Origin of the sequence: Cohnella yongneupensis (assembly GCF_042655785.1) — a bacterium.
GTDB lineage: Bacteria > Bacillota > Bacilli > Paenibacillales > Paenibacillaceae > Cohnella > Cohnella yongneupensis.
In genome coordinates this window covers 1-25,004 of record NZ_JBHSNC010000038.1, presented here as the reverse complement: position 1 = coordinate 25,004, position 25,004 = coordinate 1, and the positions used below count along the sequence as shown (strand labels likewise).

Here is a 25,004-nt window from a genome sequence, read left to right as displayed (position 1 = left end):
ATCAGTCTTGGAAAAGGGACGCGTAACGTCCGTAGCCTTCCGCTTCCAGCCGGTCTCTCGGGATAAAACGAAGCGAAGCGGAATTGATGCAATAACGCAGTCCGCCGAGCTCGCGAGGACCGTCGTTGAACACGTGTCCCAGATGCGAATCGGCTTCGCGGCTGCGGACTTCCGTCCGGAACATGCCGTGCGTGAAGTCCTCGTGCTCTTGAACGTTGCCTTTATGGAGCGGCTTCGCGAAGCTCGGCCAACCGCAGCCCGCGTCGAACTTGTCCTTGGAGCTGAATAGCGGCTCTCCCGAGACGATATCGACGTATAGTCCCTCTTCTTCGTGGTCGTGGTACTCGCCCGTGAACGGTCGCTCGGTCGCGTTGTTCTGGGTCACTTCATACTGGATCGGCGTCAACCGCTTGCGAAGCTCGGCACGGTCTTTGTCCGTATTCCAATGCCGGGAGATGAACGCGTCCCTGCCCGAACCGCTGCGATAATACTTGTAGCGAAGCGGATTTTTGTGATGATAGCCTTGATGGTACTCTTCCGCCGGATAGAAGACGGACGCGGGCTCGAGCGTAACCGCGATCGGACGATCGAATCGGCCGCTCGCTTCGAGCTCCGCCTTGGAGGCTTCCGCTTCCTTCTTCTGTTGCTCGTCGTGATAGAAGATCGCCGGACGATAAGAGCTGCCGCGATCGTGGAACTGTCCGCCGGCATCCGTCGGATCGACGGATCTCCAGAACAGCTCTAATAACTTTGCATAAGGAAAAATGTCGGGATCGAACGTGATCTGAACCGCCTCTGCATGCCCCGTCGTCTCCGAGCATACTTCCTCGTAAGTCGGGTTTACCGTATGGCCGCCCGTATAACCGGATACGATGCCATGAATGCCCGGAAGCTCTTCAAACGGCGTCACCATGCACCAGAAGCACCCGCCCGCGAAAGTCGCCAATTGCGTCTTCGATTGTTGCTGCTCACTCATTGTATACACCTCGTTTTTTCGTATAGGACTATAATAACATACACGTTCCATATAAAATAAACGTAGACTTACATCGCGAAGCGCGCGGGAGGATCAGTCAATGACATTCCAGCAACTCTCATGGAAATGCACGGACGGCACGGACATGTACGCATGCGCATGGCATCCGGAACAACGGACGTCGGCTAAGGCGGTCGTCGGCTTCGTCCACGGTATGGGCGAGCATATGGGACGTTACGTCCATGTAGCGGAAATGCTCAACGCGGACGGTTACGCGGTCATCGGCTTCGACCAACGCGGACATGGCCGCACATCGGGTAAGCGCGGTCATACGCCGTCTTACGAATCGCTGTTCGAAGGAATAGACCGCATGCTCGCGGAAGCCGAAGCCTCCTATCCCGGACTTCCGGTGTTTCTGCTCGCACATAGCATGGGCGGCAACGTCGCGCTTAACTACATGCTTCGCAAACAACCGCGTATCGCGGGCGCGATCGTCTCCGGACCATGGCTCAAGCTCGCCTTCAAACCGCCATCATTGCAAGTGGTGCTCGGGAGAGTTATCGAGCGCTTTTACCCGAAATATACGAGCAACCGACCACTAAAAGCGGCGAATTTAACGTCCGATCCGGACATGATCGCCAGGTACGTTAGCGATCCGCTCGGACACGGACAGATAACGGCCAAGTTCTTCTTCTCGATGTTAAGATCGGGCCGCTGGGCGATCGAGCACGCCGGTCAGCTCAACGTACCGACGCTCATCATGCATGCGACCGCGGATAAAGTTACCTCCGCGGCCGCGAGCAAGCTATTCGCCGAACGAGCCGGTCCGAGCTGCGAATGGATCGGCTGGGACGGCTTCCAACACGAGCTATTCAATGAATTGCGCCGCGAAGAAGTATTCGCGGTCGTACGCGATTGGTTGGCGCGACGGCTTGACGTTAATTAACGCCGACCTTGTAGTAGCTTTGCAGAAGTGGAACGATTCCGAGCATGTTTTTACGTAGCTGCTGGGCGCTGAAGTAGACATCGCCGCCGATTTCCGGGTACTTCTCATTATATTTAAGCTGATTAATAATTTCATCCGCCGTATTCCAGCCTGTCTCGGTCGTGCCCAGCTTATAGGCGGCATGGCCGATGTACAGGCTTACGTTCGTTCCCCGCACCTCGTTCGTCCACCAATCGACCAGTTTATCGTATCGTGCGGCCGACAGCGTCATGCTCCAATAGATTTGCGGCATGACGTAGTCGATCCATCCCTCTTGAATCCAAGTCCTGACGTCCGCGTGCATGTCGTCGTAAGTTTCTACTCCCGCCTTCGTATCCGAACCGCTCGGATCCGTAGAGCTGTTGCGCCATACGCCGAACGGGCTAATGCCGTAGCTGATCGCCGGCTTCGCTTTATGAATCGTCTCTCCCAGTTGCTTCACGAATTGATTGATGTTATCTCGCCGCCAATCGTCAAGATTGGCAATTTGGCTGGAATTATTTTGCGCGAAAGTCGCCATATCGTCGAATTTACCGTCCGTTGGATAGAAGTAATCATCCAAATGAACGCCATCGATATCGTACGATTTGACGACTTCCATTACGACGTCGATGATGTGCTGACGCGCTTCCGGAATGCCCGGATTGATGTAGAGCTTTCCGTTCGCGTTCACGATCCAGTCGGGATGCTGACTGATAACGTGATTCGGGGCTAATCCGTCCGTTTTGGCATCGACGTTCGCACGGAACGGATTAAACCAGGCGTGGAAAGCCATCCCTCTCCGGTGCGTTTCCGCGATCATGAACGCTAGCGGGTCGTAGCCTGGATCTTGCCCTTGCACGCCGGTCAGAAACTTCGTCCAGGGTACAAGCTTGGATGAATAAAGCGCATCCGCGGAAGGACGAACCTGAACGAAAACAGCGTTTAGGCCCATTCCCTGCAGTTCGTCGAGCATTTGCGTAAACTCCTGCTTCTGTTGCTCCGCGTTGCCGTAGGAAGCGGCGGACGGCCAATCCAGGTTATAGACGGTAGAAATCCATGCGCCTTTCAAGGAACTCGAGCCGTCCTTGGATTCCAGCTTGATGGTGTTTACAGAGCCGTACCATGTAACGACAAGCCCCAACTGCTCGCTGACGAACCGCAGCGGGACCATCGCGCGTCCGTTTTTCAATTGGACGCTGGCGTCCAGCGGCACCTTCTTGCTACCGACGAGCGCGAACTTCTGCCCGACCTTCATCATCAGCTTGAGTTCGCCCTTGCTGATCGTCGCCGTGTTCGTGCTTTGCGTCCAGCCGACCTTCGCCTTCAAGCTCTCGCTGATGACGCGAAGCGGAACCATGGTCACGTTCGCTTTCGGAACGATATACGGCGCGACGTCTGACTTGATCTTAACGCCGTTCAAATAAATGCTGATCGGCTGCGAGGCTGCGGCGGCCACAGCCGCTCCGCCCATGTTAAAAACGAAGAGTAAGGTTAAAATTAATGGCATTAACTTTCTGACTAGAAACATTCGTAGAACCTCCATCGGTCAAGCATGCTTTGACTAATTAGACGCTGGCTTGTCGGCTGAGGTTGCTGTTGATAACAAAAAAAAGCGCCTTCCGCATCCGTGCGGAAAGCGCCTTCGTTGTATCGATTATGCGATCGGTTTGCAACCGAAAGACCATTTCAACACACATTGTCTCAACGATGACCTCGATTAAATCGCCGGCATCACGTTGCCGCCGCTGACGGGAATGTAGGCTCCCGTAATGAAGCTGGCCAAATCCGAAGCCAGGAACGCGACGGCGTTGGCGATCTCTTGGTCGGTGCCTCTGCGTTTAAGCGGGACGGTGCTCTCGTAGGATTCGCTTCTCTCGGTGTTGTTCTCGCGGTCTTGATCGCTTATCGTCCAACCCGGAGCCACTTGGTTTACCGTGATCTGATGTTCGCCAATTTCTTTGGCCAGTATGCGATAAACGCCGTCCATGCCGCGTTTGCCCGCTACGTATGCGGATTGAGTAGGGAAGTTTTGCATCGCGCATTCGGTATTGATGCCGATGAATCTGCCCCACTTCGCCTCGATCATAGTCGGCGCGAACGCTTTGGCCAAATAGACGCTTTGCATGACGCAGGACTCGAATTGGCTCTCGTAATCTTCCGGAGACTGCTCGAGAATCGTCGTCCATTTGTACTGCGCTACCGCGTTGGCGACGACGATATTAACCGAACCTAACTCCCGTTCGATCGTCTCTTTCATCCCTAAGATAGCTTCCAGACTCGTAATGTCTCCATGAACAATAGCGGCGCGTCTGCCCATCGCTTTGATTTCGTCCTGCAGCTTAATGGCTTGCGCCTCGTTGTTACGGTAATGGATCGCAATATCCGCGCCGCATTGCGCCAGCGTTCTTGCCATCACGCGTCCCAATTGACCGGTTGCCCCAGTTACGAGGGCGACACGGTTGGATAAGTTTAGATTCATCATGCTCTCAGACTCCTCTCGTAAATCCTCTATCCTATCATAGAGAATACGCGAGCCAAAAACAATAAACGCGCGTTCATTCCATTGGATTCGCCATTATGGACGCTGCAGCCTTTGCAGGCGCAACGCGTTCAAGACAACCGATACCGAGCTAAGCGCCATTGCCGCCCCGGCGAGCCAAGGCGCCAAATATCCACTTGCCGCGACGGGAATGCCGATCACGTTGTAGCCTAGCGCCCAGAACAAGTTCTGCTTAATGTTACGCATCGTCTTGCGGCTAATGAAGATCGCGTCGGCGATCGCGTTCAAGTCGCCTCGCAGCAACGTCACGTCTGCGGCCGCGATCGCAATGTCGGTGCCGGACCCGATAGCCATGCCGATGTCCGCGGTCGCCAGCGCCGGCGCGTCGTTAATGCCGTCGCCGACCATTGCCGTTCTGCTGCCGGCGGCTTGCAAACGTCTGATCGCATCGGCTTTGCCGTTAGGCAGCACCTCTGCGACGACTTCCTCGATTCCGGCCTCATATGCGATCGCTTGAGCGGTTCTTGCATTGTCCCCCGTCAATAAGATAACGCGCAACCCTAGTTGCTTAAGCCTCCCGATCGCCTGCTTCGACGTAGACTTGATCGTATCGGCTACGGCGACCGAGCCCGCGTACCGATTGTCCACGGCAATGAGCATCGCCGTTTGACCGCTCTCTTCCAACCGGCGCAGCGCCTCCTCGGCATCGCCGACCGAAACGGCGTTGTCCGCCATCAGCTTGCGCGTACCGACCAATAAGCGGCGTCCGTCTACCGTTGCGCGAACGCCGTGCCCCGGAATCGCTTCGAACATTTCCGCGACGTTCGAGGCACCGATGCCCATCTTCTCGATCCCCGACACGATCGCTTCCGCGAGCGGATGCTCCGATTGACGCTCGGCGGAAACGACCCAGCCCAGCAGTTGCTCGCGCGTCCAATCCTCAGAATCCTCGAGCGCGATATTCGTCAGCACCGGTTTGCCGTTCGTTACCGTTCCCGTCTTGTCGAGCACGACCGTATCGATCCGATGAGCGGATTCCAAATATTGTCCGCCTTTGAACAGAATGCCCCATTCCGCCGCGCGGCCTGAGCCCGCCATAATCGAAGTCGGCGTCGCCAGACCGAGCGCGCATGGACAAGCAATGACGAGTACGGCAATCGTCAGCTCCAGCGCGCTCGAAAAATCTCCAGCCTTAACAATGAAGTAGGCGATGATAAACGTAAGCACGGCGATTCCGACCACGATCGGAACGAAAATGCCCGAGATCGCGTCCGCGACCCGTTGGATCGGCGCCTTGGATCCTTGCGCCTCTTCTACGGCTTGCACGATTTGCGCCAGTACGGAGTCCGGTCCTACGTGGGTAGCGCGAATTTTTAGCGCGCCGTTACGGTTGATCGTAGCTCCATACACGTTAGAATCTGCCGATTTCTCAACCGGAACGCTCTCGCCCGTCAGCATAGACTCGTCGATCGACGAACTTCCCTCCAGCACGATGCCGTCCACCGGCACTTTCTCCCCCGGTTTAACTAAGACGACGTCTCCGTGAACGACCGCTTCGATCGGCAGACGGATTAGCTCGCCGTCTCGATCGACGAGAGCGGTTTTCGCTTGCAGCACCATCAACTTTTTGATGGCGTCCGACGAACGTCCTTTGGCCAACATTTCGAGCAGCTTTCCCGTTAGGATCAACGTGATCAGCAGCGCTCCGGTCTCGTAATACAGCTCGACCTCATGGTGCGAGCCGATCGAATCGATCGACAAATACAGACTGTAAAAGTACGCGGCGGAAGTGCCGAGCGCCACGAGGACGTCCATATTCGCGCTCCCGCTCTTCAGCGCTTTGTACGCTCCGGCATAGAACGGCCACCCGATGAGAAACTGCACCGGCGTCGCGAGCGCCAGCTGGAACCACGGATTCATGAACGTCTCCGGTACCCACAGCCAGCTCATAAAGCTGAAATGCGCGGCCATCGCCCATAGGAGCGGCAACGTTAGCAACGCGGACGCGACCAGCTTCAGCTTATGCCTTTGCAGCTCGCGCTTGCGTCTAGCTTCCGTCTCTTCGCGTTGCTCCTTCGGCGTTGCTTTATACCCTAGCTGCTCCACTTTGTTCATCATGTCCGTAACGGATACGCGATCCGGCGCGAACGCGACGCGGGCCGATTCCATCGTCAGATTCACCGTCGCTTGCGAGACGCCTTCGAGTCTGTTCAAGCCTTTCTCGATTCGCGTCGCGCACGCCGCGCAGGTCATCCCCGATATCGCGAATTGGGCAACCGATTCGGAGGCCGTAGACTGTAACTGCTTCTCCATTTTCATCACCTAATTCCTGATCTCATTAGCATACCCACACGGGGTATATTTCTTTGAAAAAAAAGAGAGCCGAAGCTCTTAGACGACGTCGTAGCCTTGATCCTCGATCGCTTGCTTAATATCAAGCAATGACGTCTTCGCTTGATCATACTCGACGGACACCGACTTCGCGCTCAGGTCAACGGTTGCTGTCGCACCAACGTTTTTAACGGCATTCTCTACGGACTTAACGCAATGATTGCACGACATGCCTTCTACTTGCAGCGTTACCTTTTCCATTGTGGATCCTCTCCCATTCATTTCATGAGTTTATTGACCGTTACGAGCAATTCGTCAATGACTTCGTGTTCGCCGGCTTGAATGCGTTCTACGATACAGGTTTTCATGTGGCCTTCGAGTAGCAGCTTCCCTACGCTATTAAGCGCGGATTGCGCGGCTGCGATCTGATTGAGTACGTCGTCGCAATACGTATCTTTCTCGATTAACCCTTTAATGCCGCGAATTTGGCCTTCGATTCGATTCAACCTCGATATGAGCGTCGACTTCGTCTGCTCGGAGTGATGACTTTGGCGCTTGCCGGTGTCGTGGGCGCAATAAACATCTTCCTTGCTGCCTATGCCTTCTACGATTTCATGCTCGTTCATCGTGACACCTCCTCTTTCGAATATACCCCCAGTAGGTATATCTGTCAACGCCAAATAAAAAACCGCCCGAGCACGATCGCTCAAGCGGCTTGGGGCGACGCCTCACACGTAACGCGACAATAAACTCTCGTATACGGATTTGGGTCTCAGGCCTACGAGCTTCTCTACCGGTTCGCCATTGTGAAAGACGATCACGGTCGGATTCGCCATTACGCCGAATTGACCCGCTAGCTCCGGCGACTCGTCGCAATTGACCTCGAGCACAGATAGCTTGTCACCGTATGACGTATCCAATTCCTCCAAAATCGGTTTCAACACTTTGCACGGCGGACACCATTGCGTGTTGAAATCGACCATCGTAACGCCCGTCTGCCGAACGTTCGCTGCAAAAGTCTCGTTATTGACCGCTAACATAGACGCATCTACTCCTTTCGCTGAGCCTCTTCCTCCCGTATCGATCGGATTCGGTCGACGAGATTCCCTCGGAGCTGCGTTAACTGGACGATTTGATCGTCGATCTCCTTTAGCTTGCGCTCGTAGATCGGAAGCACCTCGGAACAGAACGCTTCTTTGTTCGCGAGCACGCAATGAAGGAAGCTTGAAATCTGATCCGTCGATAAGCCTAGCGCCAAATAAAGCTGGATCGTGCGAACCTGCTCAACCGCCAGCGGGGAATATTCCCGATAACCGTTATGCTGCCGAATGGAAGCGAGTAGCTTCTGCTCCTCGTAATACCGTAGCGATCGCACGCTGACGCCCGTAGCTGCGGAAAGCTCTCCGATTTTCACGCTCATACCCTCCCCGAATCGATACGAATTAACAATAAACCCTGACATTAATGTCAGGGTCAAGTGGAATTTTAGTCTCTCTCGTAGATGGATCCGGACCGGCTGGCGAAAAACTCGGCGTATACTTTCTCCGCATAGGCGTCCGTCATTCCGGCGATGTAGTCGGCGACCAGGCGCTCCCACGTCCAGCTGCCTTTGTGCCGCTCGTAATTCTCGAACCAATCCGCGGGAATGATGTCGCGGCCCGTGTCGTAGTTCCTGAAGCTGCCCCACAGCCGTTCAAGCATAATTTCGCTTCGCTTGTGCAGCCGTTGCACGCGGAAATCTTTGATCAGCGTCACCCACGCGAGCTTCTTCAAAATTTCCATCGTGCGAAGCAAATTCCAGTCCTGCTGCCCGTCCTTGACGAACGTTACCTTCTTCCAACCGGTAACCGGATCGTCGATGATGCCGACTTGGTTGGCGAACCGGCGTACCCAACGGGCTTTCATCTCCCGCCTCGTCCGAGAAGACTCTCGGTCGCATTCCGCGTAGATGCTTTCCCACTGCTCCAAGTAGTGCGCGAGCACTTGCTTCACTAGCGCGGTTTTGTCGATCTGCTCCCAGCTTTTCTCGTCGTAGCTCGGATCGTCCTCGATCTGCATAATGAGGTGGGCGACGACGCGATCGTCTTCGAAGAAGCTCCGTTGCATCTGAAGCTTGCCGGCGCGAATGCCGTCCTCCAAGTCGTGCGTGGAGTAGGCGATGTCATCGCACAAGTCCATGAGCTGGGCTTCGAGCGTCGCGCAACCGGCGGGCATTCCCCACGTCTGGCGGAGGAAGTCGATGCCTTCCCATTCCATCCGATAGACGCCCTTGAGCCTGCCCGGATCGTCGATGCAAAACGGATATTTGTTAATGGCAAGCAGCACGGCCGCCGTCAGATCGAGACCGCTGCCGCTGCCCGCTCGTTTCTCAAGGAACATAAGAATACGGAAGTTTTGCGCGTTCCCTTCGTACTTGAGGCCGTGTTCTTTTTGCAACAGCGCGTTGAGCACCTCTTCGCCCTTGTGCCCGAACGGCGGATGCCCCAAATCGTGCGCGAGCGCAGCGCACTCGACGACTTCCGGATCGAGCAATAAGCCCGGATGCTCCCGCAAAGCGATGAAAGGATAGCTTTTGCCCAGACGTCTGGCGACCTCGCGCGCGATCTGCGACACTTCGAGCGAATGCGTCAGCCTTGTCCGGTAATAATCTCCGGAGCCCGCGCCGAACACTTGCGATTTGCCTTGCAGCCTGCGGAACGCCGGAGACTGGATCAACCGGGCGTAATCCTTCTCGTATTCGTCGCGATCGTCACCCGAATGGATGTTCTCGGTGTCGTACAGCCTCATTTTCCGAACGTTCATAGGCATGCAACCTTCCTGCTGAGCGAAATCTGGACTAGGCGAAAATGTTGACCTGTTTCTGAATGTACTGATCGTTCATAATATACGTCCAAGTCGAAGCCGGTCCCTGAAGGCCAAGCTTCTCCCAATCATGATCGTCTTTCGTCTTGTCCAGCTTGGCGAGGAAATTCGAGGTCTCCCTCTCGATCTTGTCCGGCAGCTGCTCGAACGCTTGGATGATCCGCATATGGAACTCGTCTAGCGGGCTGCGATTGGCCAAGCTTTCCAGATGGATCGCCTCGCGAATGTAGCTAATGTAAGCGAGATGGTCGGCCCAAGCGCGATCGGTGTAAAATAACCGAACTCTTCTTTCCGCGGGACTTAGCGGAATTTCGCCGTTCAAGATCGACGTACGCTCGGCGAACATGATTTGCCGCTGCTCTTCGACCATGTCGGAGTAACGGTTCAGTTCTCTGCGGATGTCGAAATTTTGTCCCATGACGATGCGTTGGATATGATCGAGCCCTTTGTGCAGCGCGGTTTCCGCTAAAGGCTCGTCTTGTTTCGACGCCCGGAATGAGGACGGAATTGCCTTCTCCGTCCCGTAACGCACGATCAATTCGTCCGCCAAGCTGACGTAAAACCGCGACGAGCCAGGATCGCCTTGACGCCCCGCTCTTCCGCGAAGCTGATTGTCGATCCGTAAGCTTTCGTTCATGTGCGTGCCGATGACATACAAACCTCCGAGCTTGGCTACCGCTTCCGCTTGCGCGGGATCGCCGCCGCCCAGACGAATGTCGACGCCGCGTCCCGCCATGTTCGTGGAGACGGTGACCGCGTTCAATCTGCCCGATTTCGCTATGATCGCCGCTTCTTCCGCGTCGTTCTTGGCGTTCAAGACGTTGCACGGCACCGATGCCACGGACAACGCTTCGGCTAGCGCGTCGGACTCCTCTACACTGGACGTGCCGATCAAGATCGGCCTGCCCGTAGCATGCACAGATACGATATCTTTCACGAGCGCGCGAAGCTTGGCATCTTTGTCGGTGAACAACAGCGACGGATGATCGATTCGCACGCACGGACGGTTCGGCGGGATCGTAACGACGCTAAGCTCGTATGTATCTTTGAACTCGTCCGCGGAAGCTTGAGCCGTCGCGGTCATGCCGCTTATTTTCGGATATAAGCTGAGCAAGTGCTGCAGCGTTATCGTGCCGAGAATTTTGCCGCTCGTCTTCGACTGCAATCCTTCCTTCGCTTCGACGGCGTCTTGTATGCCGTCCGGCCAGTGCCGGTTTTCCGCGATGCGTCCCGTAAACGGATCGATTAATTCGAGCTTACCGTCGCGAATGATGTAATCAACATCGCGTTTGACGAGAACCTCGGCATGGAGCGCGCAATTTAACGACGTTAATAATCCGCTGTTCAGCGAGTCGTACAAGTTGTCGCAGCGCAGCGCGGCTTCGGCTTCCGCAACGCCTGCGTCGGTCAAGTATACGTTGCGCTTATGCTCATCGAAGTCGTAATGCTCGCCATGCTTAAGCTTGCGGGCGAGCTCCGCCATGCGCGAGCCGTCGTTGCCGCTGCTCGGCATCGCTCCCGCGATAACGAGCGGAACTCTCGCTTCGTCGATCAAGAGCGAATCCGCTTCGTCCACGATCGTATAGTGGAACGGACGCAGTACGATTTCGCTTGCATCCATGCGAATCGCGTCCCGCAAGTAGTCGAACCCGGCTTCCTTTGCGGTCACGTAAGTAATGTCCGCGCCGTACGCGCGCTGTTTGTCCGCCAGGCTCATGCCGGCGGTCACCGCTCCGACCGTAAGCCCGAGATACTCGTAGATCGGACCCATCCACGTGGCGTCGCGCTCGGCCAAATAATCGTTAAACGTCAACACATGCACGCCGCGTCCTTGCAAAGCGTTCAAATAAGCCGGCAATACAGCCGCAAGCGTCTTCCCTTCGCCGGTCTGCATCTCGACCAATTGTCTATCGTGCAAGGCGAGTCCCGCCAAAATCTGTACGTCGTAAGGCTTCAATCCGAGCGTCCGCGAGGCCGCCTCGCAAGCGATCGCGAAAGCTTCGACCAACAGCGTTTCGAGATCCACGTCGTTGCTCGCTTGTTGTCGGAGCTGCTGGGATCTGGCTTTGAGCTTATCGTCGCTCCAGTCGGCGACGTTAAAGCGGCGGATGTCCGCCAGCTTGTCTTGATAAGGCTTAAGTTTATTTAGAGAGAACTTATCTTTGACCTTCTGAACGAATTTAAGCGCGATATTCATAGCGGATTGTCCTCTCTCGTCGTGCAGGAATGATAGTTAGATTATAGACTAGCCGAGACGTTCAGCCAAATTTGTTTGAAATCCATCCAACCGAGCGCGTTCAGCCGGGCGCCCTTGACGTCGGGATGCACGTAAGTGCTGATTTTCTTGTGCCAAAGGAACAACACGTGCTGCTCCAACCGCAAGCGCATTTCGATGTTCGCCAAGTACGCTCTTCTCGCCGTATGATCCTCGCAAGCGAGCAACGAGTCGATTTGCTGGTGGATCCACTCCTGTACGTCCAAGGGAAGATGCGCCTTCAAAAAATTGTTCGCTTGTTCATAATTTTCTATTTCGCAAACTTCGTCTTCCGCCATCGTTACGTTGCATAGAATACAATCGGCGTTCGCGTGCATGCGTTCGTCTTTGATTTCCTCCAGCCGTACGAAGTTGAGGTTGACCCTTACGCCGAATCGCTCGCATCTCCGCTGGATCCATTCCGCTTCATGCGCATTGTTGGAGAACGTCGCCAAAGTGAGCGGCTCCCCATCGTAATGGGCTTCGGCAAGCAGCCTCTCTTCAACTCCCGGCAATTCGTCGGCCTCGTCCAACGCCGGACTGTTCTCGGAATGGAAGCCGCTGGCCGGGTGGAACCTTTTTTCCCCGAATTCACGTACCAGCGACGCGCGATCTATAATACGCGCCATCGCGGTGCGAAAAGCTTGGGAGCGTTGCGGACCCGACTTTGCCGCGTTCCACGTCAGCAGCATGCAACCGCCGCACAATCGCTCGACGACTTTCCAGCCCGATTGCGGCAGTCTTGGGTCCAGCGTATAGCTGTTAAGCTGTTGGGTCCAATCCGCGCTTAACGCGGCCGTCATCGTTTCCCGCTCGGGCAAAAAGGCGATAACGACGCGGTCTAAGTGTGCCCGGCCAAGATGATAATCGGTATTCGCGATCATTTCGAACCGATCTTCCGTCCAGCTGACGAAGCGAAACGGCCCGCTGCCGACAGGCTGCTTCCAAAATCGTTCTTCGTCCGTTGCTACGAGCTCGCGCGGCAATATCGATGCGGCGGCATACCCGGTAAATCGTAAAAATATTTTATTGGGCTTGTTCAGCCGGATCCGCACCGATCGCGGTCCTTCACAGACGATCTCCTTCAGCTCCCGCATAAGCCACCCGTGAGACTTGCTTGCGCGAAGCCGCTCGAACGTAAAGCGCACGTCGTCCGAAACAACCTCGCGTCCGTTATGGAATCGGATCCCCTTGCGCAGATGGAACGTCCATTCCGTGGCGTCCTCGTTCCGTTTCCATGCATGCGCCAAGCAAGGAACGATTTTATCCGAGGCCGTATCGTATTGCACGAGCCTATCGAACAATTGGCGGATCATATGGGCGTCGAACGAAAGATGAAGATCGGCCGGGTCGAGAGATACGATCGACCTGTTCACTGGAAATCTCAGCACGTCGGTCTCCCGTTCGCCAGCCTTTTGCTCGGTCCCGTAACCAAAATGCTCGCTCAGCCATGCGACGAACTTCTCTTTGGCTGGGCTATGCTGGCCGTATTGTTCCAGCCATTCGAACGCCGCTTTATATTCCCCGCGATCCGCGAACTCTTGTGCGCACGCCAGCAGCACGTCGTCTCGTTCCGCGAGCAGCACAAGATGCGAGCGGTTACCACGCCCTCTTCCCGCCTGCCATTCGATCATTTCTTCGGCAATCAGCCTGCGCACAATCATTTTCGCGTTACGAGTCGTACAATACCAAGCCGACGCCAACTGGTCGATCGTGACCTCAATGGTATCGCTTTTCCTATGATGGATCCCGTATGTATTTAATATCACTAAATATCTTTCGGCCGTCGCTAGCATGGCTAACCCCCTCTGGGAATCCTAAAAGGGGAAGATCCAACATTTACAAATACCCTTTTATTCCCCTTTTACCAAAAGCATAATGGGAATCATTAATCGCCGCAAGGAGGAAGTTGTATGTTGCCGAACGCAAGAGATTACGAAGTGTTGGTAGAAACCCGTCGCGCCGAGGTGGAAACACTGTTGGAGGAAAATCAAAAAGGAAGGGATACTCTCCCTTCCTCGACTGACGCCAAGCGCAAGCCATTGGCAAGCGTTGCGTTCGGAAACATTAGAAGCCTGCTGCGTAAAATCGGACTGTAAGTCGGCGCTAGATCTTCTAAACGTATTTCATCAAAATACTTTCGACGTGTTGAAGATGCTCTCGCATGCGAGCGCCGGCGAGTTCGGCGTCGCCCGCGGCGATCGCCTCGTACAGCGCGGAATGCTCGCCCAGGAGCTGCCCCGATACCGCACGGTTTGCATAAATTTCGACGCGCCGCACGTCGCGGATCGCTCTCTCCAGCTGACCGGCGATCGATTCGAACAGTTGTACCATGATCGCGTTATGAGTCGATTGCGCCAGCAGACGGTGGAACAAGACGTCGGTTCGCTCTCCTTCGGATTCGATGCCGACCGAACGCTCCATCTCGACAATGAGCGCTTGAAAGGCCGCAACATCCTCGTCCGTTCGCTTAGCAGCGGCGATCGACGCGTTCGCAACCTCGAGCGCTTGCCTCGCTTCGAGCAGCTCGATCAACGTCTCTCGGTTCATGCGCAGCGATTGCAGCTCGGGTATCCCCGTGCTATCGGGGGTGCTTCGTATCACTTTGCAGCCGCCGCCCTGCCTGATTTCGATAAGCCCCATCGCTTTCAGCGCGCTTAGCGCTTCGCGCATCGTCGAGCGTCCGACGCCGAACTGCTCGGACATCGCCTTCGTGGAAGGAAGCGAATCGCCGACGTTGAGCTTGCCGTCTGCGATAAGACGCCGAAGCTGCGAGGCGATTTCCTCGTAATGGTTTTTTTTCGTTAAGCGGGTTACTTCCATAGGCTCCATCGCCCCTTTCGCGCAAGCTTTCTCTTAACCGACGATAAGCGCATAGACGACGCCCGGTCCGTGAACACCGATCGTCAAATCGTTCTCGATATCCGCAGACCGGCTTGGCCCGGAGATGAAATGGATGCCCGCAGGCAGCTGCTCTCTTCCGGCTTCGTCGAAATGAATTAAGATTTCGCCTAGACGCGTCTTCAACCGCTCAAGCGGTATAATCGCCATCAATACGGTCGGAAGCAGGCTCACGGATCTTCCTTTATCTTTAGAAGACAGGACGGTAATCGAGCCGGTGTACGCCGCGGCATAGTCCGCGACGACGACGCCGAAGTCGGCTTCTGCGGCACGCGCTTTCCATTGCTCCTCGGGGTCGCTGTTCCATACGGATACTTGCGCTTCCGGCAACGCGCCTTCCAGATCCAGCGCGTTTAGTTCAGGCTGATTTTGCCGAACGACGTATTTCGCGCTCAGCTCGGCCGCCTTATCGGCGATAAACCGTTTGGCTTCGTCCATGTCGGCTAGCCTTAGGACGTGACCACCCGCGCTCTTGAAGTTGGCCGTAAAATGCTCGATCCGCTCCTGCTCCGTCCACTCGAACGCCCGCCAAAAATCCGGCGCGCCCCGATACGGATGCTGCGGAGGAGAAAGCTCGCGCGGTCTTCTCAGCTTGGCGGAGATGCCGTCTATAAACGTCTTCTGCTTCGCCCGCGAGGCTTCCCCCAACTGCGCGAGCCAGTCCTTATGAGCCTGCGTTTGCGTGTGATCAGCCATGTCCGTGTCCTCCTCCACCATGCTCGCGCTCTTTCACGAGCGCCTCCATCCGTGCTTTCGCGGACGGATCCAGCTCTTCCAATCCGCCGCGAATTTCCGCCTCCAGCGTCTTCCACTTGTCGCGGAACGATTGCTTCGGCAAGCTTGGCGTTATCCGGTACGAATTCCAGCCTTTCAACGGTCCGACCTTCAGCCGGATTTCACCGTTGCGGGCAACGAGCTTCTGTCCGAGCTTTCCTAGCTTGAGCACCGTCTTGAAGCGGCCAGACTTGGCCATGATCGTCGCGAAGCCTTTCATGCCGAGCGCTTCGAGCTTGTTCCCGTGGCCTTGCTCGACTTTGCGGCGGCGAAGATAGATGAGCATGTCGTGAAGCGGAATTTTAACCGGACAAGCCTCATAGCAGGCGCCGCATAAGCTCGACGCGTTCGCGATATCGTCCCACTCGGCGATGTTTTTCTGAAGCGCAGGCGTAAGCACCGCGCCGATCGGGCCGCTGTACGTGCCCCCGTACGCATGTCCGCCGATATGACGGTACACCGGACAAGCGTTCAAGCAAGCGCCGCAGCGAATGCAGTTCAGCAGCTCCTGGAACTCCGGATCGCCAAGCTGTAGCGAACGTCCGTTATCGACGATGATGATGTGCATCTCTTCCGGTCCGTCCGCGTCTTCCGTCCGCTTAGGTCCCGTAATGCCGGACATGTACACGGTCAGCTTCTGACCCGTCGCCGAACGCGGCAATAGCGTCGCCATAACCTCGAGGTCGGACCATGACGGAATTATCCGCTCCATGCCCATAAGCGTAATTTGCGTCTTCGGAACGGTCGTTACCATGCGCGCGTTGCCTTCGTTCTCGAACAGCACCATCGAGCCGGTCTCCGCAATGGCGAAGTTGCAACCGGTCATGCCGATGTCCGCCTCCAAAAACTTCTCGCGCAGCTTCTTGCGCACGAAACCCGCCAATATCGACGTATCCGGCGCGAGCGTCTCTCCGGCTTCCTTCGACAGCAAGTCTGCGATCTGATACCGATTCTTGTGAATCGCCGGAATAATAATGTGCGATGGCGTCTCGTTAGCCAATTGGATGATGTATTCGCCGAGGTCGGTTTCGATCGCCTCGACGCCGATCGTCGACAGCGCATGGTTGAGATGGAGCTCTTCCGTCACCATCGACTTCGACTTCACGACCGTCTTCGCTTGCCTCCGCTGGGCGATGTCGAGAGACAACTTAACCGCCTCCGCCGCCGTGTCGGCAAAATGCACGTGTACCCCGTTCGCCCGGGCATTGTCCGCGAACAGGTTCAAATAGTAGTCGAGATGGGCGATCGTATGCAATCGGATTTGACGTCCGCGTTCCCGCCAATCGTCCCAGTTGCCGTGATCCGCCGCGGCGTTTATTTTCCCGTTGCGAAGGCGTTCCGTCGTAAACTTGACGGCTTTGCGCAAAAACTCGTCGTTAAGCGCCAAATCCGCTCTTTCTTTTACCGTTGCCGGAGATGCTCCGTGTCCATGATTTTGTCCGCTCACGCTTGCGTCACCCCTTCGTACAACAGTTCGGCCAGATGCATGACCCGTACCGGCTCTCCACGATAACGCAAATTGCCCGCGATGTTCATCAAGCAAGCCAAATCAAGCCCGACGAGCACTTGCGCTTCCGTCTCCTTCACGTGGTCGGCTTTCTCCGATACCATAGCACCGGAAATGTCCGCCATCTTCACCGCGAACGTACCTCCGAACCCGCAGCAATCTTCCGCGAAAGGAAGCGGTACGAACTCGAGTCCTTGCACGTTTTCCATTAACGCGAGCGGCTCGTTTTTCACGCCGAGCAACCGGCTTCCGTGGCAGGAGGGATGGTAAGTAACTTTATACGGAAAATGCGCTCCTACGTCGGTGACGCCGAGCACGTTTACGAGAAATTGCGTAAATTCGTACGATTTTCTTTGCAGTCCGATCGCCTTCGCGTGCATGACCGGATCGTTCTCGAACAGCTTCGGATAATGGTGAATCATGCCGGTACAAGAGCCTGACGGCGAAATAACGAAGTCGCTGTCCTCGAAAGCTTCTACGATCGTTTTCGCGGTAGCGCGCGCTTCGTTCCAGTATCCGCTGTTGAAAGCGGGCTGTCCGCAGCACGTCTGCACAGGCGGAAACTCGACCTTAACGCCATGCTTAGCTAGCAATCGGACGATCGCTTCCCCGACGCGCGGGTAAAGCGCATCGCTCAGACAAGTAATGAATAAGCTCACTTTCATAGGGACGCCACACCTCACCTTGATCTTTTTCTGTCAGGTTGTCAGACAAGTTAATTGTACAATATCCCCGTCGTTTGCGAATAGACGGGGATACCTATTTTAAGCAATAACGACTTTAATGCCGCGCGCTTCGAGTCGCTCTACCGTTTCTTTAGCAATTTTGCGGTCGGTGATGATGACGTCCACCTTATCGAGATCGGCGACGTGCGTGAACGCTTGAACGCCGAACTTGCTGGAATCCGCGAGCAGGATGACCTCTTCCGCGCGGCCGATCATTTTCTCCTTGATGCGGGCTTGCAGCTCGTTCGATTCGCTGATTCCGCGTTCCAAGTGTACGCCTTTGCAAGAAAGGAACACTTTGTCGACGTAATAAGCGTCCAGCGAACGCTCCGCCAGCGGTCCGACGAACGAGAGCGAGCGCTGCGCGACGATGCCGCCGGTTGCGATAACCTCGATCTTCTCCTTGCCGCTTAGCTCGGTCGCTACTTTGATCGAGTTCGTCAGCACGGTCAGCTGTATGTCTGGCACGTCTCCCGCCATATACCAAGCGGTCGTACTGGCGTCGAGCAATATTCGCTCGTTCGGAGCGATCCGCTTGATCGCTTCCTGGGCGATACGACGCTTCTCCTCCGCGTGGGTAATCTCCCGTTCCGAATACGGAATTTCCGCGTGCTGGTGCTGACTGTCCTTGATGCTAACCGCCCCGCCATGGGATCGGCGAAGACGTCCGCCTTGCTCCAGCCGGTCCAAGTCGCGGCGGATCGTCTCCTCCGTCACTTGGCACAGCTCGCTCAGCTCGGACACTCGAATGCTGCCTCTCTCGTTGACCAACCCGACGATCCTCTCATAGCGTTCGGCGACTAGCATCTGTTCCCTCTTTCCGCGACGCCGATAACGGGATGCCGCGATTTATTGTGACAGCTTAGTAAGCACGGTAAATCTTCCGTACGCCTCGCTCCAAGCTTGCCCTTCTTCCGGTTCGTACGTCGTGATCGGGAAAGAATCCCTGATCGCCCGGCGGGCTTCCCAAATATCCGAGAAAACGCCCTGCGCGATCCATTGCACCGCAAGGTTGCCGATCGCGCTTCCTTCGGCGGGTCCTGCCCATACCGGTTTGCCGATCGCGTTCGCCGTCCATTGGCATAGCAGCGTGTTTTGAATACCTCCGCCAACCATATGCAGCCCGCCGAACTTGTGTCCCGACAGACGCTCCGTCATTTCTAGCACATACCGATATTTTAACGCGAGACTTTCCATAATGCACCTTACAATTTGTCCGTGCGTAGTCGGAGGTCGCTGCCCCGTGCTTCTGCAATAGTTCTCGATCCGCGAAGGCATGTTCCCGGGCGCTAGGAAAGTCGCGTCATCCGGCTCGATGAACGACTCGAAAGCTTCCGCTTGTTCGGCTAGCTTCACGAGCTCCGCGAACGAATAGGAGTGGCCTTCCCGTTCCCATTCCCGTCTGCACTCTTGCAAAATCCACAAGCCCATAATGTTTTTGAGCAGCCGGTAAGTGCCGTAAGCGCCGCCTTCGTTCGTAAAATTAAGCTTTTGCGCCGTCTCGTTAATGACCGGCTTGTCTACTTCCGTGCCCATAAGGGACCAAGTGCCGCAGCTTAAGTACGCGAACGCGCGATCCGTTGCAGGTACGGCCACGACCGCCGAGCCCGTATCATGCTCCGCTACCGCGCACACGGGAATGGGCGGAATGCCGAGCTCCTCGCAGACGGAAGCGCGCAACACGCCGGCTTGATCGCCGGGCTTCAGCGGGTCTCCGAACCACGATGCCGGTAAATCCAATTGCTTAAGCAGCTCCGGATCCCACCGTCCGTCGATCGGATTGTATAGCTGCGTCGTCGTTGCGTTCGTGAATTCGTTGTGCATATGCCCGGTCAAGAAGTAGCGGAGCAGATCGGGGATCATGAGCAACCGGCTTCCTTCTTTGAGCTGCGGCGCATGCGCTTCCTTCATCGCGTACAACTGAAATATCGTATTAAAGGATAAAAACTGGATGCCGGTCCGTCCGAAAATAACGCTCGCGGGCACTTTCGCCAGCAAACTCTCCATCGCGCCTTCGGTATGTCTATCCCGGTAATGGTACGGATTGGCGATCAATTCGCCGTTGCGGCCGATCAAGCCAAAATCGACGGCCCATGAATCGATGCCTATGCTAGCCGGCGTTACGCCTAGATGCTTCGCCTTCAGCAGCCCCTGCTTGATTTCGTGATACAGTCGCAAAATATCCCAATGCAGGCGGTCGCCCACCTGCACGGGATCGTTGGGGAAGCGATGGAGTTCTTCGACTTCGATCTTGCCGCCGTTCAGGCGGCCGAGCAACGCCCTGCCGCTGCTCGCCCCCAGGTCGAATGCGATAATGCCCGACACGTGCATCCCCCTCCAGCCTGTTGGTTAGTTGCCGCGAAGCGCCAATACGTCCCGCTCGTAGGCTTTCACTTCGGTCAGCCATTCCTCGCGGACAGGTACGCCTTGCGATGCGCAATAATAGTCCCATACCGCGCCGAAAGGATACGATTTGAATTCTTCGGTAAGCGCGAGTCGCGTCGTGTAATCGCCCGTAATCTCCGCTTGCTTAAGCGCTTCGACCGGCTCCAGCATCGCGCGCAGCAGCGCCTTAATCGTATTGCGAGTACCGATGACCCATGCCGCTACGCGGTTAATGCTAGCGTCGAAGAAATCAAGGCCGATGTGCGTAATGTCCAGCAAATTTCCGCGCACGAGCTCTTTGCCGATTTCGAGCAGCTCGTCGTCGAGAATGACGACGTGGTCGCTGTCCCAACGCATCGGGCGGCTGACATGCAGCAGAATACCGCTAGTGAATAGCGATAGCGCGGACAATTTGTTCGAGATGACTTCCGTCGGATGGAAGTGACCGGCGTCGAGGCAGATCAGCTTGTCGTTCTGGAGGCCGTAGCCCATGTAGAACTCGTGCGAACCTACGACGTATGCTTCCGAGCCGATTCCGAACAGCTTACTCTCGACCGCGTCCAGGTTATGCGCAGGATTTAGCTGTTCCGAAAAAACTTCGTCGAGCGAAGCTTTCAAACGCTGTCTTGGACCTAGACGATCCGCTGGAATGTCTTTGTAACCGTCGGGAACCCAGACGTTCGTCACGCACGTCTGGCCGAGCTGCTCGCCAAAGTACGCGCCGATACGGCGGGACGCTTGGCAATGCTTGATCCAGAAGTCGCGGATTTCGGCGTCGGGATGGCTGAGCGTTAATCCGTCTTTGGACTTCTCGTGCGAGAAGCACGTCGGGTTGAAGTCGAGACCGAGTCCCTGCTCCTTCGCCCATTGCACCCATCTGTCGAAATGCTTCGGCTCGAGCCGATCGATTTCCACGACTTCGTCCGTATCGGCGTAGATCGCGTGAAGGTTTACTTTATGGCTGCCGGGGATGAGCGAGAACGCCTTCTCCAAATCCGCTCTCAGCTCATCCGGCGTACGCGCCGCGCCTGGATAGTTGCCGGTGACGGAAATGCCGCCGGTCAATTCTTGTCCCCGGTTCAAAAATCCGCGTACGTCGTCGCCCTGCCAGCAATGCATCGAGATTTTAACTTGCGCCAGCCTGGCCAGCGCTTGGTCAACATCGATGCCGTGCTTCGCATATTGAGCTTTCGCCGCTTCATAATTCGCTTTAACTTGCTCTTCGTATGGCATTGTACTTACCCCCCGTGTTCGGTCTACTGAATCGGATAAGCGATGACGGACATGAGGGCGTTCTCCGCCTGCGTCGCGTCTAATCGGCTGTATTGAATGATAACGGGTACGTCGCTTTGCACTTCGATCGCGTACGGAACGTTGACCGGAATCGACTGGCCTTCCTTATGCAACGAGGCCGTGCGGATGTGCTTCGTTCTTCTGCCTTGCACGACGACCATGATGTCCTCTAGCGGTTCGCGGTCCTCGAAGTAAATCGTTATGCGCAAGAGCGCATCCTCCGCCCCGCAATTAAGCACGCAGATCGATTCGTGACTCGTGAGCGAACCTGCGCTCGTCGCCGGAATATAGCCGTCCGGAATGTACCAGATCTTATGTCCGCGAGGTTTGTGCATAGCGACCGTCCCCTCCTATTAGCGCGTGAACGCGGCCGGTACGCCGCCGTCGATCGTCATCATGCAGCCGGTCGTTTTGTCAGCTTTCGAAGAGGCGAAGAACGCAATACCTTCCGCGATGTCTCTTGGGAAAATATTAACGAGCAACGTCGTGCGTTTGCGGTAGTATTCTTCCAATTGGTCCGGCTCGATGCCGTACGCCGCCGCGCGCTCATTGCGCCAGCTTCCGTTCCAGATCGCCGAGCCTTGCAGGATCGCGTCCGGCAACACCGTGTTGACGCGAATGCCGTATTCGCCGCCTTCGGCCGCGATGCAGCGGGCCAGATGCGCTTCCATCGCTTTCGCCGCGCTGTATGCGGAAGCGTTCTTGCCGGCGTAAACCGAGTTTTTGGAGCCAATGAACACCATGTTGCCGCCGATCGCTTGCGCCTTCATCAGCTTGAACGCTTCGCGGGCTACGAGGAAGTAACCGGTGCCGAGCACGCTCATGTTAAGGTTCCATTCGCGCAGCGACGTTTCGTCGAACGGGCTAGAAGTAGCAAGACCTGCGTTGTTGATGATGATGTCGACGCCGCCGTAGATAACGGCCGTTTCTGCATAAGCCGCTTGAACGGCTTCTTCGCTCGTTACGTCCATTTTCACCGCAATCGCGCGGTTTTCGCCGTATTTGGCGTTGATTTCGTCGGCGACTTTTTGAGCGCCTTCGAGGTTGAGATCAGCCAGCACGACGTGCGCGCCATCCGATACGAGACGGCGTGCCGTTTCGCTTCCGATGCCGCCGGCGCCGCCGGTAATGAAAGCGACTTTGCGGCTGAATTCGGCTTCGGCCGGAGCTAACGACAGCTTATAAAGCTCGAGCGGCCAGTATTCGACGTTGTACGATTCGTTCTCGCTAAGCGAGACGAATTCGCCGAGCGCCGTTGCGCCGCGCATTACTGCGATCGCGCGGTGGTACAGGGCGCCGCTAACTTGGGACATCGCCCAGCTCTTGCCCGTGTTGATCATACCGACGCCCGGAATCAAGATGACGCGAGGCGCGGCTTCGAACATGACGTCGCCTTCGTTTTTGTTGCGCTCGAAGTAGGCTTTATAGTTTTCTTTATACGCTGCGACGCCTTCTTTCAGCTTCGCTTTAAGTCCTTCTACGTCGTCCGCGTTCGGCGTCCAATCGATGAACAACGGAACGACTTTCGTGTGGACGAGATGATCCGGGCACGCTGCGCCGACTTGGGACAACTTAGCGGAGTTTTGACCGCCTACGAATTGCAGCACGTCGTCCGCGTCGTCGAACGACAGGATCATTTTCTTGGCGTCGCTAACCGCGCCGCGGAGCGTCGGCATCACTTGTGAGACGATGCTTCTGCGAACGTCGGCAGGCAATGCCGCATGCTTCTGTCCGCCGAACAGCTTGGCTTCGTTAACGCGAGCTTCGATAAAAGCTTCGGCTTCGCTGATGATTTTGATCGTCTGAGCGTACGCTTGTTCGGACGTTTCGCCCCACGTTACTAGACCGTGTTTCTCCATGAGCACGAGCTCGGCTTTCGGGTTGCTCAGCACGCCTTCCGCGATCATCTTCGACAGCGTGAAGCCTGGGCGAATGTAAGGAACCCATACGAACCGATCTCCGAAAATTTCGCGCGCCAGCGCTTTGCCGTTATCCGCGCAGCACAAGCTGATGATCGCGTCCGGATGAGTATGGTCCACGTGTTTGAACGGCAGGAACGCATGCAGCAACGTCTCGATCGAGGCGCGCGGGTGCTTCGCGTCGATCATGCAGTTCGCGAGATAAGCGACCATATCCTCGTCGGACATCTCGGGTTTCTCGAACAACGGACGAATATCGTCCATGCGAAGGCCCGTGAAATTGCTTGCTTTCATCGACGCCAGATCGGAGCCGCTACCTTTCACGTACATGACTTCGACGTCGCGACCGCGGAAATCCTTCACGAACGTTTTGCTCGACGTATTGCCGCCGCCCCAGTTGCAGACGCGGCGATCCGCGCCGATAATGTTCGAACGATAGACCAATTGATCAAGACCGGATTGTTGTGCTGCTGCTTTCGCTGGTTCCCATAAGCTTTGTACCACGATAATCCCTCCGAATGAATGTTAGTTTTTGTTGGAATCTGATTGTTTGTAGAATACCATATTTGTTTATGTTTGAATATATGTATTTCGGACATAAACAAAGATATTTTTGTTTATTTGCAAATGTAATCCCACATTCGGCGGGATGCGATCGGAGTGGCGGCACGCAATAGCACGATAATATCGAGTTACTGCGAGTAAATTTGCTTGGCGGCACACAATAGCACGATAATATCGAGTTACTGCGAGTAAATTAGCTTGGCAGCACGCAATAGCACGATAATGTCGAGTTACTGCGAGGTAATTGGCTTTGAAGCACGCAATAGCACGATAATATCGAGTTACTGAGAGTAAATTAGCTTGGCGGCACGCTATAGCACGATAATTTCGAGTTACTGCTCAGAATTAGGCTTGGCAGCATGCAATAGCACGATAATATCGAGTTACTGAGAGTAAATTGGCTTAGCGGAACACAATAGCACGTTTATATCGAGTTACTGCGAGTAAATTTGCTTGGCGGCACGCTATAGCACGATAATATCGAGTTAGTGCGAGGGAATAGGCTTAGCGGAACACAATAGCACGATAATATCGAGTTACTGCGAGGGAATTGGCTTAGCGGAACACAATAGCACGATAATATCGAGTTACTGCGAGGGAATTGGCTTAGCGGAACACTATAGCACGTTTATATCGAGTTACTGCGAGTAAATTGGCTTGGCAGCACGCAATAGCACGATAATATCGAGTTACTGCTCAGAAATCGGCTTGGCAGCATGCAATAGCACGATATTATCGAGTTACTGAGAGTAAATTAGCTTGGCGGCACGCAATAGCACGATAATATCTAGTTACTGCGAGTAAATTGGCTTGGCAGCATGCAAGAGCACGATATTATCGAGTTACTGCGAGGTAATCGGCTTGGCGATGCGAAATAGCACGATATTATCGAGTTACTGAGAGTAAATTAGTTTTGCGGCACGCAATAGCATGATAATATCGAGTTACTCCGAGGTAATCGGCTTGGCGGCACTATTGGCGCACTAGAGTAAAGGGCTGAGATTATCAGCCCCTCCTCATCAAACCGTACGTGAGGTTTTCCCTCA

At 55.4% G+C, this 25,004-nt stretch carries 22 protein-coding genes; 2 read left to right on the top strand and 20 right to left on the bottom strand.

What is annotated here, in order from left to right:
• Window position 1 precedes the first annotated feature (1 nt).
• Window positions 2-976: a peptide-methionine (R)-S-oxide reductase MsrB gene (msrB, locus tag ACFPQ4_RS12235; RefSeq protein WP_378112136.1), complete on the bottom strand. Its 975-nt coding sequence runs from the start codon at window positions 974-976 to the stop codon at window positions 2-4.
• A gap of 100 nt (window positions 977-1,076) precedes the next feature.
• On the opposite strand from msrB, the gene ACFPQ4_RS12230 reads away from it, so the two are divergent.
• Window positions 1,077-1,922, top strand: a complete 846-nt coding sequence (locus ACFPQ4_RS12230) for an alpha/beta hydrolase (RefSeq protein ID WP_378112135.1) — start codon at window positions 1,077-1,079, stop codon at window positions 1,920-1,922.
• On the opposite strand, the gene ACFPQ4_RS12225 is transcribed toward ACFPQ4_RS12230, so the two are convergent.
• The 10 genes from ACFPQ4_RS12225 to ACFPQ4_RS12180 all read right to left on the bottom strand — a co-directional run bounded on the left by ACFPQ4_RS12225 (window position 1,915) and on the right by ACFPQ4_RS12180 (window position 13,686).
• Entirely contained in the window at window positions 1,915-3,471 is a 1,557-nt protein-coding gene (locus tag ACFPQ4_RS12225; protein ID WP_378112134.1) for a family 10 glycosylhydrolase, read from the bottom strand. The two genes, ACFPQ4_RS12230 and ACFPQ4_RS12225, sit on opposite strands and share 8 nt — an antisense overlap.
• Window positions 3,472-3,660: 189 nt before the next feature.
• Entirely contained in the window at window positions 3,661-4,422 is a 762-nt protein-coding gene (locus ACFPQ4_RS12220; RefSeq protein WP_378112245.1) for an SDR family NAD(P)-dependent oxidoreductase, read from the bottom strand.
• A 96-nt stretch (window positions 4,423-4,518) separates the two neighbouring features.
• Window positions 4,519-6,762 carry a heavy metal translocating P-type ATPase gene (locus ACFPQ4_RS12215; RefSeq protein ID WP_378112244.1) on the bottom strand — a complete coding sequence of 748 codons (2,244 nt, stop codon included), beginning with the start codon at window positions 6,760-6,762 and terminating at the stop codon, window positions 4,519-4,521.
• A gap of 72 nt (window positions 6,763-6,834) precedes the next feature.
• Window positions 6,835-7,035 carry a copper ion binding protein gene (locus ACFPQ4_RS12210; protein ID WP_378112133.1) on the bottom strand — a complete coding sequence of 67 codons (201 nt, stop codon included), beginning with the start codon at window positions 7,033-7,035 and terminating at the stop codon, window positions 6,835-6,837.
• Between the two features lie 17 nt (window positions 7,036-7,052).
• Entirely contained in the window at window positions 7,053-7,400 is a 348-nt protein-coding gene (locus ACFPQ4_RS12205) for a metal-sensitive transcriptional regulator (protein WP_378112132.1), read from the bottom strand.
• Between the two features lie 102 nt (window positions 7,401-7,502).
• The gene (locus ACFPQ4_RS12200) at window positions 7,503-7,814 is read right to left on the bottom strand and encodes a thioredoxin family protein (protein WP_378112131.1); all 312 of its coding nucleotides are present in this window, start codon (window positions 7,812-7,814) and stop codon (window positions 7,503-7,505) included.
• An 8-nt stretch (window positions 7,815-7,822) separates the two neighbouring features.
• The gene (locus ACFPQ4_RS12195; protein ID WP_378112130.1) at window positions 7,823-8,188 is read right to left on the bottom strand and encodes a MerR family transcriptional regulator; all 366 of its coding nucleotides are present in this window, start codon (window positions 8,186-8,188) and stop codon (window positions 7,823-7,825) included.
• A 71-nt stretch (window positions 8,189-8,259) separates the two neighbouring features.
• Complete coding sequence (locus tag ACFPQ4_RS12190; protein ID WP_378112129.1) at window positions 8,260-9,576, bottom strand: deoxyguanosinetriphosphate triphosphohydrolase family protein; 1,317 nt, start codon at window positions 9,574-9,576, stop codon at window positions 8,260-8,262.
• Between the two features lie 34 nt (window positions 9,577-9,610).
• Complete coding sequence (locus ACFPQ4_RS12185) at window positions 9,611-11,833, bottom strand: preprotein translocase subunit SecA (protein ID WP_378112128.1); 2,223 nt, start codon at window positions 11,831-11,833, stop codon at window positions 9,611-9,613.
• 41 nt (window positions 11,834-11,874) lie between these two features.
• Window positions 11,875-13,686, bottom strand: a complete 1,812-nt coding sequence (locus ACFPQ4_RS12180; protein WP_378112127.1) for an ABC transporter substrate-binding protein — start codon at window positions 13,684-13,686, stop codon at window positions 11,875-11,877.
• A 117-nt stretch (window positions 13,687-13,803) separates the two neighbouring features.
• On the opposite strand from ACFPQ4_RS12180, the gene ACFPQ4_RS12175 reads away from it, so the two are divergent.
• Complete coding sequence (locus ACFPQ4_RS12175) at window positions 13,804-13,989, top strand: hypothetical protein (protein ID WP_378112126.1); 186 nt, start codon at window positions 13,804-13,806, stop codon at window positions 13,987-13,989.
• A gap of 16 nt (window positions 13,990-14,005) precedes the next feature.
• Here ACFPQ4_RS12175 and ACFPQ4_RS12170 read toward each other — a convergent pair whose 3' ends face one another.
• From ACFPQ4_RS12170 to ACFPQ4_RS12130, 9 genes are all read right to left on the bottom strand, one after another.
• Window positions 14,006-14,713 (bottom strand): FadR/GntR family transcriptional regulator, encoded by a 708-nt coding sequence (locus ACFPQ4_RS12170; protein ID WP_378112125.1) that lies wholly within the window; start codon window positions 14,711-14,713, stop codon window positions 14,006-14,008.
• Between the two features lie 33 nt (window positions 14,714-14,746).
• Window positions 14,747-15,487, bottom strand: a complete 741-nt coding sequence (locus tag ACFPQ4_RS12165) for a LutC/YkgG family protein (protein ID WP_378112123.1) — start codon at window positions 15,485-15,487, stop codon at window positions 14,747-14,749.
• The gene (locus tag ACFPQ4_RS12160; RefSeq protein ID WP_378112121.1) at window positions 15,480-17,012 is read right to left on the bottom strand and encodes a LutB/LldF family L-lactate oxidation iron-sulfur protein; all 1,533 of its coding nucleotides are present in this window, start codon (window positions 17,010-17,012) and stop codon (window positions 15,480-15,482) included. The genes ACFPQ4_RS12165 and ACFPQ4_RS12160 overlap by 8 nt, the downstream gene beginning before the upstream one ends.
• Window positions 17,009-17,737, bottom strand: a complete 729-nt coding sequence (locus tag ACFPQ4_RS12155; RefSeq protein WP_378112120.1) for a (Fe-S)-binding protein — start codon at window positions 17,735-17,737, stop codon at window positions 17,009-17,011. The genes ACFPQ4_RS12160 and ACFPQ4_RS12155 overlap by 4 nt, the downstream gene beginning before the upstream one ends.
• A 99-nt stretch (window positions 17,738-17,836) precedes the next feature.
• Complete coding sequence (locus ACFPQ4_RS12150; protein WP_378112118.1) at window positions 17,837-18,604, bottom strand: DeoR/GlpR family DNA-binding transcription regulator; 768 nt, start codon at window positions 18,602-18,604, stop codon at window positions 17,837-17,839.
• A gap of 42 nt (window positions 18,605-18,646) precedes the next feature.
• Window positions 18,647-20,122: a rhamnulokinase gene (locus ACFPQ4_RS12145; protein WP_378112117.1), complete on the bottom strand. Its 1,476-nt coding sequence runs from the start codon at window positions 20,120-20,122 to the stop codon at window positions 18,647-18,649.
• Window positions 20,123-20,146: 24 nt separating this feature from the next.
• On the bottom strand, window positions 20,147-21,415 hold the full coding sequence (rhaA, locus tag ACFPQ4_RS12140) for an L-rhamnose isomerase (RefSeq protein WP_378112116.1): 1,269 nt from the start codon (window positions 21,413-21,415) through the stop codon (window positions 20,147-20,149).
• A 23-nt stretch (window positions 21,416-21,438) separates the two neighbouring features.
• The gene (locus tag ACFPQ4_RS12135; RefSeq protein WP_378112115.1) at window positions 21,439-21,810 is read right to left on the bottom strand and encodes a sensory rhodopsin transducer; all 372 of its coding nucleotides are present in this window, start codon (window positions 21,808-21,810) and stop codon (window positions 21,439-21,441) included.
• Between the two features lie 18 nt (window positions 21,811-21,828).
• Window positions 21,829-23,898, bottom strand: coding sequence for a bifunctional aldolase/short-chain dehydrogenase (locus ACFPQ4_RS12130; RefSeq protein WP_378112114.1), 2,070 nt, complete (start codon window positions 23,896-23,898; stop codon window positions 21,829-21,831).
• Window positions 23,899-25,004: the final 1,106 nt, after the last annotated feature.